The 15,786-nt window shown below is 43.5% G+C and carries 18 protein-coding genes; 15 read left to right on the top strand and 3 right to left on the bottom strand.

Annotated features, from left to right (window positions below; all coding sequences use genetic code 11):
- Positions 1-18: 18 nt before the first annotated feature.
- From miaB to A391_RS0103905, 6 genes are all read left to right on the top strand, one after another.
- Positions 19-1,347 carry a tRNA (N6-isopentenyl adenosine(37)-C2)-methylthiotransferase MiaB gene (miaB, locus tag A391_RS0103930; protein ID WP_019897493.1) on the top strand — a complete coding sequence of 443 codons (1,329 nt, stop codon included), beginning with the start codon at positions 19-21 and terminating at the stop codon, positions 1,345-1,347.
- 2 nt (positions 1,348-1,349) lie between these two features.
- Positions 1,350-2,297 (top strand): PhoH family protein, encoded by a 948-nt coding sequence (locus A391_RS0103925; protein WP_019897490.1) that lies wholly within the window; start codon positions 1,350-1,352, stop codon positions 2,295-2,297.
- A gap of 102 nt (positions 2,298-2,399) precedes the next feature.
- A complete protein-coding gene (locus A391_RS0103920) occupies positions 2,400-2,819 on the top strand; it encodes a phosphate-starvation-inducible protein PsiE (protein WP_019897489.1) in 420 nt (139 codons plus the stop codon).
- A gap of 9 nt (positions 2,820-2,828) precedes the next feature.
- Positions 2,829-3,266: an rRNA maturation RNase YbeY gene (gene ybeY, locus A391_RS0103915; RefSeq protein WP_019897488.1), complete on the top strand. Its 438-nt coding sequence runs from the start codon at positions 2,829-2,831 to the stop codon at positions 3,264-3,266.
- 11 nt (positions 3,267-3,277) lie between these two features.
- Positions 3,278-4,126, top strand: coding sequence for an HlyC/CorC family transporter (locus A391_RS0103910; protein ID WP_019897486.1), 849 nt, complete (start codon positions 3,278-3,280; stop codon positions 4,124-4,126).
- A 128-nt stretch (positions 4,127-4,254) separates the two neighbouring features.
- Positions 4,255-4,644 (top strand): hypothetical protein, encoded by a 390-nt coding sequence (locus A391_RS0103905; RefSeq protein ID WP_019897485.1) that lies wholly within the window; start codon positions 4,255-4,257, stop codon positions 4,642-4,644.
- A gap of 66 nt (positions 4,645-4,710) precedes the next feature.
- Here A391_RS0103905 and mscL read toward each other — a convergent pair whose 3' ends face one another.
- Positions 4,711-5,133, bottom strand: coding sequence for a large conductance mechanosensitive channel protein MscL (gene mscL / locus A391_RS0103900; RefSeq protein ID WP_019897484.1), 423 nt, complete (start codon positions 5,131-5,133; stop codon positions 4,711-4,713).
- Between the two features lie 190 nt (positions 5,134-5,323).
- On the opposite strand from mscL, the gene lnt reads away from it, so the two are divergent.
- The 6 genes from lnt to A391_RS0103870 all read left to right on the top strand — a co-directional run bounded on the left by lnt (position 5,324) and on the right by A391_RS0103870 (position 12,132).
- Positions 5,324-6,835 carry an apolipoprotein N-acyltransferase gene (lnt, locus tag A391_RS0103895; RefSeq protein WP_019897483.1) on the top strand — a complete coding sequence of 504 codons (1,512 nt, stop codon included), beginning with the start codon at positions 5,324-5,326 and terminating at the stop codon, positions 6,833-6,835.
- A 64-nt stretch (positions 6,836-6,899) separates the two neighbouring features.
- Positions 6,900-7,856, top strand: coding sequence for a glycine--tRNA ligase subunit alpha (gene glyQ / locus A391_RS0103890; protein WP_019897482.1), 957 nt, complete (start codon positions 6,900-6,902; stop codon positions 7,854-7,856).
- Positions 7,857-7,859: 3 nt separating this feature from the next.
- Positions 7,860-9,971, top strand: a complete 2,112-nt coding sequence (gene glyS / locus A391_RS0103885; RefSeq protein WP_019897481.1) for a glycine--tRNA ligase subunit beta — start codon at positions 7,860-7,862, stop codon at positions 9,969-9,971.
- A 203-nt stretch (positions 9,972-10,174) separates the two neighbouring features.
- On the top strand, positions 10,175-10,717 hold the full coding sequence (gene gmhB, locus A391_RS0103880; protein ID WP_019897480.1) for a D-glycero-beta-D-manno-heptose 1,7-bisphosphate 7-phosphatase: 543 nt from the start codon (positions 10,175-10,177) through the stop codon (positions 10,715-10,717).
- Between the two features lie 3 nt (positions 10,718-10,720).
- Entirely contained in the window at positions 10,721-11,428 is a 708-nt protein-coding gene (locus tag A391_RS0103875; RefSeq protein WP_019897479.1) for a lysophospholipid acyltransferase family protein, read from the top strand.
- Entirely contained in the window at positions 11,425-12,132 is a 708-nt protein-coding gene (locus tag A391_RS0103870) for a M48 family metallopeptidase (RefSeq protein ID WP_019897478.1), read from the top strand. The genes A391_RS0103875 and A391_RS0103870 overlap by 4 nt, the downstream gene beginning before the upstream one ends.
- A gap of 28 nt (positions 12,133-12,160) precedes the next feature.
- On the opposite strand, the gene A391_RS0103865 is transcribed toward A391_RS0103870, so the two are convergent.
- Entirely contained in the window at positions 12,161-12,736 is a 576-nt protein-coding gene (locus tag A391_RS0103865; RefSeq protein ID WP_036316628.1) for an SCO family protein, read from the bottom strand.
- A gap of 182 nt (positions 12,737-12,918) precedes the next feature.
- Between A391_RS0103865 and A391_RS0103860 the strand changes: the two genes are divergently transcribed.
- A complete protein-coding gene (locus A391_RS0103860) occupies positions 12,919-13,863 on the top strand; it encodes a branched-chain amino acid transaminase (protein ID WP_019897476.1) in 945 nt (314 codons plus the stop codon).
- A 54-nt stretch (positions 13,864-13,917) separates the two neighbouring features.
- On the top strand, positions 13,918-14,109 hold the full coding sequence (locus tag A391_RS0103855) for a zinc-finger domain-containing protein (protein WP_019897475.1): 192 nt from the start codon (positions 13,918-13,920) through the stop codon (positions 14,107-14,109).
- Between the two features lie 138 nt (positions 14,110-14,247).
- Here A391_RS0103855 and murI read toward each other — a convergent pair whose 3' ends face one another.
- The gene (murI, locus tag A391_RS0103850) at positions 14,248-15,075 is read right to left on the bottom strand and encodes a glutamate racemase (RefSeq protein WP_019897473.1); all 828 of its coding nucleotides are present in this window, start codon (positions 15,073-15,075) and stop codon (positions 14,248-14,250) included.
- 109 nt (positions 15,076-15,184) lie between these two features.
- Here murI and A391_RS0103845 point away from each other — a divergent pair, with 109 nt between their 5' ends.
- Positions 15,185-15,733 carry a cob(I)yrinic acid a,c-diamide adenosyltransferase gene (locus A391_RS0103845; RefSeq protein WP_019897472.1) on the top strand — a complete coding sequence of 183 codons (549 nt, stop codon included), beginning with the start codon at positions 15,185-15,187 and terminating at the stop codon, positions 15,731-15,733.
- Positions 15,734-15,786 lie beyond the last annotated feature (53 nt).

Here is a 15,786-nt window from a genome sequence, read left to right as displayed (position 1 = left end):
CGCTTTGACGATAACGCCTTGAATACACCTAAAAAAGTTTTTATTAAGACCTTCGGCTGCCAGATGAACGAGTACGATTCATCTCGGATGGCAGATATGTTGTCTGCGTCAGATGGCATGGTAGAAACACTGACCCCTGATGATGCAGATGTGATTTTGCTGAACACTTGCTCTGTGCGCGAAAAAGCAGAAGATAAAGTGTTTAGCCACCTTGGTCGCTTTATTCCACTTAAAGAGAAAAATCCAAACCTAGTGATTGGTGTGGGCGGATGCGTGGCGTCACAAGAAGGCGACAACATCATCAAACGCGCACCATACGTAGATGTTGTATTTGGTCCGCAAACCTTACACCGCCTGCCAGAGATGATTAAAAACAAGCAAGCAAGCGGTACGTCTCAAGTAGATATCAGTTTTCCTGAAATTGAAAAATTTGACCACTTGCCACCACCGCGCGTGGAAGGTGTAAGTGCGTTTTTAAGCATTATGGAAGGCTGTAGCAAATACTGTAGCTTCTGCGTTGTGCCCTACACACGCGGGGAAGAAGTCTCTCGGCCATTTGCAGACATTCTGACCGAAGCAGTGCAACTGACAGAGCAAGGCGTAAAAGAAATTACGTTACTAGGCCAAAACGTCAATGCTTACCGCACAGAATATGATGGTGTGGAGGCTGACTTGGCTATGTTAATTGAAACGATTGCCGAAATCCCGCAAATTGAGCGCATTCGCTTTACTACCAGCCATCCTAACGAAATGAATGAGCGCTTGATTAACTGTTTTGCCACCGTACCAAAACTTGCTACGCAATTACACTTACCAGTACAGGCTGGCAGCGATCGTATTCTGATGGCGATGAAACGTAACTACACTGCATTGCAATTCAAGTCGATTATCCGAAAACTTAAAACTGCCAATCCTAACTTAACGTTTACGTCTGACTTTATTATTGGCTTTCCTGGTGAATCAGAAGCGGACTTTGAAGCGACAGTAAAACTCATGCAGGATGTAGGGTTTGACGCAAGCTTTAGCTTTTTGTACAGCCCTCGCCCTGGTACACCTGCTTCGTTTTTAAAAGACGACACCTCACAAGAAACAAAATTGGCACGTTTAGACAAGCTGCAAGCAATTAACGAAGCGCAAGCTAAAGCTATTTCCGAGGCTATGCTAGGCACCACACAACGCGTGCTGATTGAAGGTGCATCATGGAAAGATACTAGCTTACTAGCTGGCAAGACAGATAATAACCGAGTGGTCGATATCGCAGGTGATGCAAACTTGATTCATCAGTTTGTGAATGTGAAAATTACCGACGTTTCTAACCCAAGACGCTTAATTGGCGAGATCGTATAACCATGGAAATTACTTTAACTCCTGAAGATAATGTTCGTCTTGCTAACCTCTGCGGGCCGCTTGATGAAAACATCAAACAAATAGAAACTGCGCTTGAGGTAAACATTAATCGCCGTGGCAGCACATTTAACTTCAGTGGCAAGCTTGATAACGTTCGGCTTGCCGCTCAACTAATTGAAAACTTCTACAGCCGTGCAAAAAAACCGATTGAGCTCGAAGATATTCAACTAGGTCTAGTCGAAATAGACAAGCTAAAACCTGAAGACGTTGCCACAACCGCTATGCCAGTACTGATGACAAGACGTGGCGATTTACATGGCCGTACGCCACGCCAAGTGGCTTATCTTCAGCAAATACAAGACCATGACATTACGTTTGGTATTGGGCCGGCAGGTACCGGTAAAACTTACCTAGCAGTTGCCTGTGCAGTAGATGCCATGACCCGTGACCGCGTTAAACGGATTGTGTTAGTGCGCCCAGCGGTTGAAGCTGGTGAACGCCTAGGCTTTTTACCTGGCGATTTAAACCAAAAAGTAGACCCCTACTTGCGCCCACTATACGATGCGTTATATGACTTAGCTGGCTACGATACAGTGAACAAAATGTTTGAGCGCGGTGCAATTGAAGTGGCCCCTTTAGCCTACATGCGAGGACGCACGTTAAATCAAAGCTTTATTATTTTGGATGAAGCGCAAAATACAACACCAGAACAGATGAAAATGTTTTTAACTCGTATCGGCTTTGGCACTAAAGCAGTGATTACTGGTGATGTCACCCAAATTGACTTACAACGCCATCAGAAAAGTGGCTTAGTAGAGGCGCAAAAAGTATTAAAAGATATCAAAGGCATTGCAATGACGCACTTCTTGTCTGGTGATGTCGTCCGCCACCCGCTGGTACAGAAAATCGTGAATGCCTATGAAGAATACGAATCTCAACGTAGAGAGTAATACGGTATGATGCCTAGAAAATCTGGTGATACTTGGCTAAGTATTTGGCAAGGTATAATTAAAAAAAACAATATGCAACTACAGGTAATTTTGGGATAAAAAATGACACCTAATAAATATAGCAAAATCATGCAAAAGGGTTTGAGTGCAGTTGAGCAAGTAGTATTGATTGTGATTGGCCTCGCCACCATACTGGGTGTGCTTCAGGCAATTATCAATATTTGGGATGCCCGTAGCATCCACGTGGGCGACTTGCTACTGTTATTCTTATATCTTGAAGTAATGTCCATGCTTAGCCATTACCTAACTGCTGGAAAGCTACCTGTGAGATATCCGCTATATATTGGCATTATCGCGTTGGCTCGATTCTTGGTACTTGATATTAAAGAGCTAGACGCAATGACGATGTTCGCGCTTTCGAGCTCAATATTATTGATTGCATTGGCTATTTTAGTGGTGCGTTATGGACATGTGAAGTTTCCGTACACCGATGGCACAGATTTACAATCGAAGAATGATTAAGCTTACTATATGCCTAAATTAGCCGCCACCATTCAATATGCAAGCGAGGCTAGCAATCTTCCAACTGCTAGCCAATTTCGCAAGTGGGCAAAAGCTGCCCTAAGAGTAGATACCGAAGTCACAATCCGCATTGTGGATGCTGAAGAAGGCAAGCTGCTCAACAACACCTATCGTGGCAAAGATTACGCCACCAATGTGCTGACATTCCCCCTCACCGAAGACCCTCATTTGATGGGTGACATCATTATTTGCGCGCCAGTAGTTGAAGCTGAAGCTAAAGCGCAACAAAAAAGTCTTGATGCCCACTTTGCGCATTTAACAGTACACGGCATTCTTCATTTACATGGTTATGACCATGAAACCGACCCTCAAGCCGAACTAATGGAAGGCTTAGAGACTGCAATTGTCACGAAATTAGGGTATGCTTCACCCTATCTCATTACATAGGACGCCAACTAATGGCAACCGACTCGGAAAAACCCAGTTTATTAGAACGCTTAAGCCATTTTTTATTGCGGGAACCTGAAGACCGCGAACAGCTTGTGGGACTATTACACAGCGCCTACGAAAACAGCCTAATGGACGCGGATTCTCTCGCCATGATTGAGGGTGTGCTGCAAGTAAGTGAAATGCAAGTGCGCGACATTATGATCCCGCGCTCACAGATGGATGTCATCGACATCACCGACCCTCCTGAAGTCTTTATCCCCAATGTCATTGAAACTGCTCACTCACGCTTTCCTGTGATAGAGGGCAATAAAAACGATGTGATCGGCATTTTGCTTGCAAAAGACTTACTACGTTACTACGCAGGTGATGACTTTGAAGTACGTGACATGCTACGCCCAGCAGTATTTATTCCTGAAGCTAAACGTTTAAACGTGCTACTTAAAGAATTTCGTAGTAGCCGCAACCATATCGCGATTGTAGTAGATGAATACGGTGGTGTAGCAGGCATGGTCACCATTGAAGATGTACTCGAACAAATTGTCGGCGACATCGAAGATGAGTACGACTACGATGAAGATGAGGACAATATTATTCAAAATGCAGATGGTCAGTTCCGCGTAAAGGCACTGACAGAAATTGCAGATTTTAATGAAATTATCGGCACATCGTTCAGCGACGAAGAGTTTTCGACGATTGGCGGTTTAGTTGTCAGCAAGTTCGGCCACCTACCAAAACGCAATGAAGAAGTAAGTTTTAACGGCATTCATGTCAAAGTTTTGCGTGCAGACAGCCGCCGTCTTCACAGCATTTTAGTATCAGCCATTTTAGAGCCCGTTAGCGCCAGCGTTACTCAATAAACACTAAATTCAGGCCAAAACATTCCATTTAAAATTAACCACATAGGGAACTAAGTACTAAGATTTATTTCATAGTTTCATGTTGTGATGAATTTAAATCCCCTAGTCCAATTTTACTGGAGCTCGTTATGAAATACTTAGTATTTGTTTGGCTGTTTATTGCGCAATCGTTCTTGATACAAACAGCAGTGGCAGAGGAAGTGGCAAGTGCAACAACTGTGATACCAACAATGGAACAGGACTTTGTAAAGTCAATCAATCAGTTTACAAAAGCACAAATCATTGAGCAGTTTGGTGAGCCAGCTAAAGCAGACGATGTAAAAGTAAAGGGCACGGGCAAAATTGTGGCCTCTATTTGGTTATATCACTTTATTAATACCGCGGCAGATGGCTCATATTATGAAACAACTGAATTAGACTTTATTGATGACAAAGTCGTGATGGTTGCGTTTTTAAAGAATGATGGTAGTGAAGGCCCTGAAGCTACCCAGCAATATGAAGTGCCATTGAAACAGTAGAGTTTCATCAAATAAAAAGCGCCACTTGTGGCGCTTTTTATTTGAATATTCAATTAGTATTGATTTCTATTTTTTCAAAGCATCACGAATTTCACGCAACAAAATAATATCTTCAGCAGTTGGTGCAGGTGCTGGCGCTGGTTCTGCCTTTTTCATACGATTCATCTGCTTAACCAGCATAAAAATAACAAATGCCAAGATAATAAAGTTAATCACTATCGTTAAAAAATTACCATAGGCTAGCATCGGCACACCTGCTTGTTTTAATGCCGCATAAGTGCCTGCGTTACCTTCTGGGACTGCCGCTAAAGCAATAAACATATTACTAAAATCGACGTTACCCACTATTTTTCCAATAAGCGGCATAATGATATCGCCCACTAAAGAATCGACAATCTTTCCGAACGCAGCGCCAATGATGACACCTACCGCTAAATCCATGACATTGCCTTTTAAAGCAAACTGTTTAAATTCCGACGCAATACTCATGCACTTCTCCATGTCATCAAGTTAATAAATTCATGCCTCATGTTTAAATGAGTATGATTAGTTTAAAAAATTTTACTAGCGAAGGAAATATATGCTTTATCTAATCAACATGTCAACATAAGCTACTTTTAAACATCACTTAAATGTTAATTTTTGTTATCTCTAGCTGTAACAAGCTACAATTCGCAACATGCAATTACTTATCTCAAACTCATTATTAAAAACTGCCGCACTTCTGTCATTAGGCGCTTTTAGCGTGCTAGGTTTTGCCCCTTTTTATTTTTACCCAGCCAGCATATTGGCGCTAATTGGTGTTATCTACTTTATTGTAATAAGTGACTCACCAAAATCATCTGCTATCGTAGGCTTTACTTATGGCTTAGGCTTATTTGGCGTTGGTATTTATTGGATTTACATTAGCCTGCATACCTATGGCGGCATGCCTAGCGTGATGGCAGCATTCTCAACATTTGTATTAGCTTCATTTTTGGCTCTATTCCCTGGCATTGTCGGATTATTGAGCAAAAAAATGTGCAAACAACAGCCAGTCTTGCTCATCATTGCCATTCCTGTGTTTTGGGCATTAGCCGATTGGGTAAGAAGCTGGATATTTACAGGGTTCCCATGGTTGACGATAGGCTACAGCCAAGTACCAACAAGCCCGTTAGCAGGCTATATGCCGATTATCGGCGTGTATGGAGTCACGCTACTCACCGCACTTATCGCCAGCATTATTGGGTATTTACTGGCAAACCAACAAAACAGAAAAGTCTGGCAAGGCAAAGCAATTGGTGCAGTGTTATTAGTAATACTATCAGGCTATTTGTTAAAACAGATTGAATGGACAACACCTACCGATAAACCCTTGAGTGTCAGCCTATTACAAGGCAACGTTGAACAAAGCCTAAAATGGGCGCCAGAAACTGCTGAGTACACCATGCAGCAATACCTTGCCATGGTAGAAAACAGCGATGCAAAATTAATTGTACTGCCAGAAACCGCATTGCCTGTGCTTGCCAGTCAGATTCCTGATGACTTAAAAACTAGGCTACTTGCCCATGCACACAAGAACCAAGGAGATGTTCTGGTTGGTATGGTTGAACGTGAAAATGGTGAATACTTTAATAGCGTACTCAGCTACAGCAACGCTGGCACATACACTTATCGTAAATCGCATCTTGTACCATTTGGTGAGTTTATTCCACTTAAAGTGGCATTTGGCTGGATATATCGAGATTGGCTCAATATGCCATTAAGTGACTTATCGCGCGGCGACCGATATCAGCACCCCATGCCTGTTGCTGGCGAAAAAGTAGCAGTCAACATTTGTTACGAGGATGTATTTGGTGAAGAAATCATTCGCCAGCTACCAATGGCCTCGTTATTAGTGAACGTCAGTAACGACGCATGGTATGGTGAATCTTACGCGGCAGACCAGCACTTGCAGTTTTCTCAAGCACGCGCACTTGAAACTGGCCGCATGATGTTACGCGCCACCAATACGGGCGCCACCGCAATTATCGACCCAAAAGGCTACCTATCTGCGCACGCACCGCACTTTGTGCAAACTTCACTCAATGGATACGCGCAAGGCTACACGGGCACAACCCCTTATGTATACTGGGGAAACTGGCTGTTTCTGACCATATGCTTCGGCTTATTGTTGTTCATATGGCAACGTAACAGAGCGCCATTAAGATAAAACCTATTGCAAGATTACAAAACCAAGTAAAATTGCACTTTTCGCCAATTTCAACAAACACATCATGGCTTTAACATTTCAAGAGATTATTCTCACCCTACAAAAATACTGGAGCGACAAAGGCTGTGCGCTTCTGCAATCTTACGACATGGAAGTTGGCGCTGGCACCTCGCACACTGCCACCTTTTTACGCTCGTTAGGCCCAGAGCCTTGGAAAGCCGCTTACGTACAACCAAGCCGTCGTCCTAAAGATGGTCGTTATGGCGAAAACCCAAACCGTTTACAACATTACTACCAATTTCAGGTGGTATTAAAACCAGCACCAGCAGACATTTTGGAGCTGTACCTAGGCTCATTAGAAGCGCTAGGTTTTGACTTAAACCAGAATGACATCCGCTTTGTGGAGGATGACTGGGAAAACCCAACGTTAGGCGCATGGGGCTTAGGCTGGGAAGTTTGGCTAAACGGCATGGAAGTCACGCAGTTTACTTATTTCCAACAAGTTGGCGGAATTGACTGTAAACCAATTACTGGTGAAATTACTTATGGTTTAGAACGTTTAGCCATGTACCTACAAGGCGTGGACAATGTGTACAACCTGACTTGGACCGTGGATTCAAATGGTAAAGCCTTAAGCTATGGCGATGTGTACCTACAAAACGAACAAGAACAAAGTGCTTACAACTTTGAGCACTCCGATGCTGATTTCTTGTTTACCGCCTTTAATGCGCATGAAAAACAAGCTAAGCACTTGATGGAAAACCAATTAGCGCTACCTGCTTATGAGCAAGTGCTCAAAGCAGCCCATACTTTTAACTTACTTGATGCTCGCGGTGCGATTTCTGTGACTGAGCGCGCTGGCTATATTGGCCGCATTCGCAACTTAGCACGTTCAGTTGCTGCCAGCTACCTAGATAGCCGTGCAAGACTTGGCTTCCCGATGGCGCCAAAAGATTGGGCAGATGAAGTGCTAGCCAAGCTTGATAAAGAAAAACAAGAAAAAGATAAGAAGGTTGCTTAAATCATGTCACAACAAAACTTACTTGTAGAATTATTTGTAGAAGAGCTGCCGCCAAAAGCACTGAAAAAACTGGGCGATGCATTCAGTAGCACTTTGTTTGAAACATTGAAATCACAGGGCTTATCTACCGAAAGTTCCGCAGTGACTTCTTTTGCAACACCGCGCCGTTTGGCAGCGCATATTACCGCGATTGAGGCACAAGCTAAAGATAAACAAATCTCGCAAAAACTCATGCCAGTGAGCGTAGGTTTAGATGCCAACGGTAACGCTACCCCTGCCCTGATTAAACGCTTAAACGGCATGGGCTTAGACGAAGCCGCAGTTTCACAGCTAACCAAGCAAATGGATGGCAAAAACGAAGCCTTGTTTTTAGAAGTGACGCAAAAAGGTGCTGTGCTTAACGATGGTTTACAAAAAGCCATTGAAGAAGCCATACAGAAACTACCTATTCCTAAAGTCATGACTTACCAACTGGCAGATGGCTGGAGTAGCGTTAACTTTGTACGCCCAGCACATGGCTTAATCGCACTACATGGCAGTGATGTCATCGCTACTAGCGTACTAGGCCTAAATGCAAGCAATCAAACACAAGGCCACCGCTTTGAGGCGGCATCAGCCAATGTTGTGATTAAAAACGCAGACAGCTACGCAGAACAACTTAAAACAGAAGGCGCAGTGATTGCCAGCTTTTCTGAGCGTCGTGCTGAAATCGTACGCCAACTCACGACAGCGGCCGCTAAAGAAGGCCTTAAACCAATTGACGATGATGCATTACTGGATGAAGTGACTGCATTGGTAGAGCGTCCAAATGTGCTGCTTGGTCAGTTTGAAGAAATCTATTTAGAAGTACCGCAAGAGTGTTTGATTCTTACCATGAAGGCGAATCAAAAGTACTTCCCATTATTAGACAGCAATGACAAATTAACGAATAAGTTCTTAATTGTGTCGAACATTTACCCTGCCGACCCATCTGCAGTGATTGGCGGTAACGAGCGCGTGGTACGCCCACGCTTAGCCGATGCCAAGTTCTTTTTTGACCAAGACCGCAAAAAGACACTGGAATCACGCATCACCAGCTTAGAAAAAGTGGTTTACCACAACAAACTAGGCTCACAAGGTCAGCGTGCTGAGCGCGTAAGTGCTATTGCTATTGCTATCGGCAAACAACTGGGGGGTGCTGATTTAACAGCAAAAGCAGGTCTAGCCGCACAATTGGCAAAAACTGACTTAATTACTGACATGGTAGGCGAATTCCCTGAACTGCAAGGCATTATGGGGCGCTACTACGCACAACATGAAGGCTTAGATGACGAAGTCGCCTTTGCGATTGAAGACCATTACAAACCACGCTTTGCGGGCGATGACTTACCTCGCAATCAAGTAGGCATCACCGTTGCATTGGCAGATAAACTTGAAACATTAGTTGGTTTATTTAGCATTGGCGAAAAACCTACTGGCGATAAAGACCCATTTGCTTTGCGTAGGCAAGCGTTGGGTATCATCCGCATGCTGATTGAGGGCAAACTATCGTTAGCCTTTGAGCCACTGATTCAAGATGTGCTTTCAGCATTTGAGCATGATGCAGCCAATACCGCAGCAACCGTACAAGCCATCAAAGAATTTTGTTTTGACCGTTTAAGCGTTAATTTGCGTGAAAATGGCGCGACAGCTCAAGAAGTAGACGCAGTGCTTTCACTCGACCCTGCCCTACTCAGTGAGATTCCGCAACGTCTTACTGCTGTACGCACATTCGCTGAGCTTGCCGAAGCCCCTGCATTAGCGGCAGCCAACAAACGCGTCAGCAATATACTGAAAAAAGTGGAAGGTGAGATTCAAGCGCAAGTAAATATAAGCTTGTTACAAGAGCCTGCGGAAATTGCATTAAATAACGCACTGCTATCAGTAAAACCAGAAGCAGACAAACAGTTTGAAACTGGCGACTACACCAACTCATTAAAAGCACTGGCGGCATTAAAAGCGCCTGTCGACGATTTCTTCGACAACGTGATGGTGAATGCAGAAGATGCGGCACTAAAAGCAAACCGCTTAGGTTTATTAGCGACATTGCATCAAACCATGAACCGCGTTGCAGATTTGTCTAAACTGGCCAGTTAATCACTATATTTTCCGAATCGTCATTCCCGCGTAACCGTAAAGGTCATCCCCGTGGAATATATGCATTAAAATGCATTATTCTCACGTGATAGGTGGGAATCCAGTCAAAGTGAAGTACAGGAATGATAGATTACTGTAAGAATACTAGATTTTTGAATTACCTAGATTCCCGCCTACGCGGGAATGACGGAGTGTAAGTAAATATGAAACTTGTCATCCTTGATCGCGACGGCGTCATTAATCAAGACTCCGCCAATTTCATTAAAAACCCTAATGAGTGGATTGCAATCCCCGGCAGCCTCGAGGCCATCGCGCTATTGAATCAATCTGGGTTTAGGGTGGTCGTTGCAACTAACCAATCAGGGGTTAGCCGTGGTTTGTTCGACATGGCAACCCTCAATAGCATTCATGACAAAATGCACCGCGAACTGCTCATGATAGGCGGACGTATTGATGCGGTATTTTATTGCCCTCACTCCGCTGATGACAACTGCAATTGCCGCAAACCAAAAACTGGCATGATTAAGGAAATTGGCAAACGTTTCTCTGTCGATCTTAGCCAAGTCATTGGTATTGGTGATGCTCTCAGAGACTTGCAAGCATTTGCCAATGCAGGCTGTCAGCCAATTTTGGTACGCACAGGTAAAGGCGAGGATACGTTAAAATCTAATGACTTACCTGCCAACACCCTCGTTTTTGCAGATCTGAGCGAAGCAGTGCAACATATCATTTCAGAAAACACTTAAACCATGCTACTGTTACGCTCCACGTTATTTTTACTCGGGCAGATTATTACTGCGCCAATTTTTACATTCATTGCATTGCTTTCAATGCCGCTACACCCTGTAACACGTAATACTCTCATCTCAGGCTGGGCGCGTAGCATGATTTGGTGGCTGCGCATTACTTGTAATATTCGCCATGAAATTAAAGGGTTAGAGAACATCCCCACCACCCCGAGCATTATTTTGGCAAAACATCAGTCAGCTTGGGAAACCCTAGCTTTTCAGGCGATTTTCCCTACCCAAGTTTACGTACTTAAACGTGAACTACTGTGGATTCCAATATTCGGCTGGGGCTTAGCCATGTCATCACCGATTGCGATTGATCGTAGCGCAGGCCGCGAAGCGCTCAAAAAGCTCGTCGCAAAAGGTAAAGCAAGATTAGAAAAAGGCTTATGGGTCGTGATTTTTCCTGAAGGTACACGTAAAGCACCAGGTGAACGTGGCAAATACCACATTGGTGGTGCATGGCTTGCAAGCCATACGCAAACGCAGGTAGTGCCAGTGGCTCATAATGCAGGCGAGTTCTGGGCTAAAAACTCTTTTATCAAAAAACCAGGCGTGATTCAGATACACATTGGCAAACCGATTCAAACCACCGATGTAAAAACTGACGCATTAAATAGCCAAGTTGAACATTGGATAGAATCTGAAATGGCAACGCTTAACGCATGAGCCACACCATTAAGTTGCCGTCTGGCGAGCAAATTCACTATACACTAGAACGTAGGCAGCGCCGCACCGTTGGTCTAAAAATCACACAAGATGGCTTGGTGATACACGCGCCCAAGCGCATCGTACAATCATATTTAGAAAGCCTGATTGTACTGAAAGCGGATTGGATTCTTAAAAAACTAGAAGCTCGCAGCGCGAATCAACAACAACCGATGCAGTGGCAAGATGGTAATCAACTGTTACTACTGGGCAACCCAATTATCCTTGTGACAAAACCAGATATTCGCTCAAGAGCAGTTGAATATACCCCTGGATTTTTAGCACTAGCGATGCCTAATCACGATGAACCAAGGGTGATAGAGAGAAAAGTACTGCAGTGGTATAAAAAACAAGCACTCACTGATTTTTCAAGACGCTTATCACTTTTCGCGACTAAATTAGGTGTGCCTACGCCCCCATTATTTCTGTCAAACGCACGCTCACGCTGGGGAAGTTGCAATTCAAGAAAAGAGATTCGGCTAAACTGGCGCTTATTGCAAGCGCCACCTCACATTATCAATTACGTGGTTTGTCATGAGCTGGCACACTTGAAAGAAATGAATCATTCTGCAAAGTTTTGGGCGGTAGTCGCAAGTATTTTCCCCGATTACAAAGCGGCAGAAAAAGAACTCAAAGCATGGTCGCCAAAGCTACACGTTATATAAGACTATTCAATTAGTTTTACAGCTAGTTTTACAATAATTTCTTAACATCACTCGCAATCGCATCTGGCTTAGTACCATAATCTATATATAGACGAATCTTGCCAGCTTTATCAAACACATAGACGCCCGCACTATGATCGATGGTGTAGCCGCTACGTCCTTTATTCTCAACCTTTGCCGCAAAGATTTTAAAATCTTTTAACACGGATGCAGTCTGCTCTTTCGTGCCATACAAACCAATAAAACTTGCATCAAATGCTGGCACATATTCGGCCAACAACGCTTGCGTATCGCGTTCTGGGTCTAAAGTTACAAATAATACTTGTAACTCATTTGCTTGCCCACCAAGCAACTTCATGGCTTGCTTCATGTCAGTGAGTGTTGTTGGGCACACATCAGGGCAATGGGTATAGCCAAAAAATAAGGCAACCACCTTACCTTTAAAATCCGTTAATGATCTCGGCTTGCCAGTATGGTCAGTCAAGTTAAGCGTGTTACCAAAATCCACGCCTGTAATATCCGTCGCATTAAACTTTTGTTCATTATTTGCCGCGTTGCATCCTGCTAAAACAACCATGAAAAGCGCAAGCAATATTAATCTCATGAATTTATTCACTGAATCACACCTTTTGTAGCAACATTAATAGATAAAGATTCTACCATGCACAATAAATTCAACACCTTGCATGATAAATTTATCTGTAAATGCTATAAATTACTGCAAACCAAGTCCGCACTCGTTTACAATATTACTTTTGCAAATTTCAAGCATTTTAAGGACTCAGCATGGCTAACCCTGCAGCAACTTCTGGCGGTATGGCAGACCGCGATGGCGTAATCTGGTATGACGGTAAAATGGTGAACTGGCGTGATGCCACCACTCACGTTTTAACACACACTTTGCACTACGGCATGGGCGTATTTGAAGGTGTTCGCGCTTACAAAACAGACAAAGGTACTGCAATTTTCCGTCTGAAAGAACATACAGACAGATTATTCCGCTCTGCGCATATTCTTGGCATGAAAATGCCTTACAGCAAAGAAGAAATGATAGAAGCACAAAAAGCAGCGGTACGTGACAACAATTTAGAGTCCGCTTACATGCGCCCAATGGCATTTTACGGTGCAGAGGCAATGGGTATCTCTGCAAAAACACTGTCTACACATGTCATCGTAGCTGCCTGGAAATGGGGCGCATACATGGGTCAAGACGCCCTAGATAATGGTATTCGCGTTAAGACATCATCATTCTCACGTCACCACGTGAACATCACGATGTGTAAAGCCAAAGCAAACGGCAACTACATGAATAGCATTTTGGCTCACCAAGAAGCGGCTCAAGATGGTTACCAAGAAGCTTTGTTGCTGGATGTTGACGGCTTTGTTGCAGAAGGTTCAGGCGAAAACATATTTATCGTTCGCAACGGTAAACTATACACACCAGACCTGACTAGCGCACTAGAAGGCATTACGCGCGACACCATTGTGCAACTAGCAACTGAGTTAGGCATCCAAGTGATTGAAAAACGCATCACTCGCGACGAAGTGTATGGCGCTGATGAAGCATTCTTCACAGGCACAGCCGCTGAAGTAACGCCAATCCGCGAGCTAGATAACCGCGCAATTGGTACAGGCACTGCTGGCCCGATTACTAAACAATTACAAAAACTATACTTTGATGTAGTGACAGGCAAATCTGCAAAACACGCAGATTGGTTAACTTTAGTATAAACACTAGCACCACCATTCCCGCAAAAGTGGGAATGGTGAAATAAGGATATTTTAATGTCTGATATAAAAGAAATCGAAGTTTCAGCCAAAGACTTACCACTGCATTGTCCAACGCCAGAGGTAGCACTGTGGTCATCTCACCCGCGTGTGTTTCTAGACGTAGCAAAAACAGGTCATGTTGCCTGCCCTTACTGCGGCACAAAATACAAATTAAAAGCTGGCGAAGTTATTGGTCATCACCACTAATTTAAAGTAGTGCTTTATCGACACTCAACAGTTTTAATATCTCTGACATCAAAATCTTGGTCATGCATATTCTTTTACTTTAACTTAATAGGTAGTGAGTTAAAGTAAAAGAATCATTAACTTACTCTCGATATCAAGTTATAAAAAACCAACATCTGCCTTCTGCTTCCACAAAGCCTCAATTACCTGTTCAGCATCAAATGCCTGGCTGTTTGTCCAAAATTTCACATCTGCCAACACTGGGTTAGTAGAAAGCAAGTCGAGTCCTGCTAAGCGTTTCTGCAACTGTTTAGCCACCGCTGCACCAGTATCAATCAAGGTGACATTGTTACCCACTACGCGCTCTATCAATGGTCGAACAAATGGATAATGTGTACAGCCAAGTACAATAGTATCAGCCCCCTCCTCTAACAATGGCTGACAATATTTTTTAACCAACCTTAAAGTATTCTCGGTTTGTAACTCACCCCGCTCCACACACTCCACCAAGCCGACACATGCCTGTGTCACTACTTTTACATTGCGTCCATAACTTTCTAGCAACCCTGCAAACTGGGCACTTTTTAGAGTACCTGTGGTTGCAAGCACACCGATAATGCCATTTCGTGAAGCCTCTGCAGCGGGCTTGACCGCTGGCTCCATTCCAATAATAGGTAAAGTATATTTTTCGCGCATCATATCAATGGCTGCTGCCGTCGCTGTATTACAGGCAACCACAATTGCTTTGGCATTTTTTGAGATTAAAAAATCTGTAATATTTATACAACGTGATTGAATTTCTTGTGGACTTTTGTTGCCATAAGGAGCGTGTAAGCTGTCAGCAACGTACAGTAATTGTTCATTAGGCAGCAGCGCATGAATATGCTGCAACACTGAGATGCCTCCCACGCCTGAATCAAATACAGCTATCGGCCTATGCTTCATGTGATGCGTGGTAGATTGATCGGTCATCGTTAAGGCGGTCATCAGTTACAATGCGCATATTATAAACCGTTGAGATTATTAAATCTTCAATGTCACTTTGCAAAAATTTAGCATCAAATATACAAAAACTCACGCGTAAAAGGATTCAATCATGGGTAATCGATTAAGTAAAATTTACACTCGCACAGGCGATGATGGCACAACAGGGCTAGGTGATGGCAGCCGCATCAGCAAAGATAGCATCCGTGTTGATGCAATGGGTGATGTAGATGAGCTAAATTCAGTGATTGGTTTAATCTTGTCAGAGCCTGTCTCTCAACGCGTACAAGCCGCCCTCACAAAAATTCAACACGACTTATTTAATCTGGGTGGAGAAATCTGTATTCCAGGCTACGTATTATTACAACAAGCTTGTGTTGATGGTTTGGAAGAGACCATTGACAATCTCAACGGCGAGTTAGGCCCATTAAAAGAGTTTATATTACCAGGCGGCAGCAAAAGCGCTGCTTTCTGCCATTTAGCTCGCACTGTATGTCGCCGCGCGGAGCGCAAGTTAATTGAATTGCACCGTAACGAGAAAGTGACCGAGATTTCATTGCAATATTTAAATCGCCTATCTGATTTATTATTTGTGATGTGCCGTATTCTTAACAAAGAAGCCGGCATTACTGACGTACTCTGGAAAAACGAGCACGCTTAATACCGTATTGATTCTTTAATTACAGGATCTTATGCTCAATCTAGTGGCACTTT

Source organism: Methylotenera mobilis 13 (assembly GCF_000384255.1).
In the GTDB taxonomy this organism is placed as follows: Bacteria; Pseudomonadota; Gammaproteobacteria; order Burkholderiales; family Methylophilaceae; genus Methylotenera; species Methylotenera mobilis_B.
This window is presented reverse-complemented; position numbering and strand designations above follow the sequence as displayed.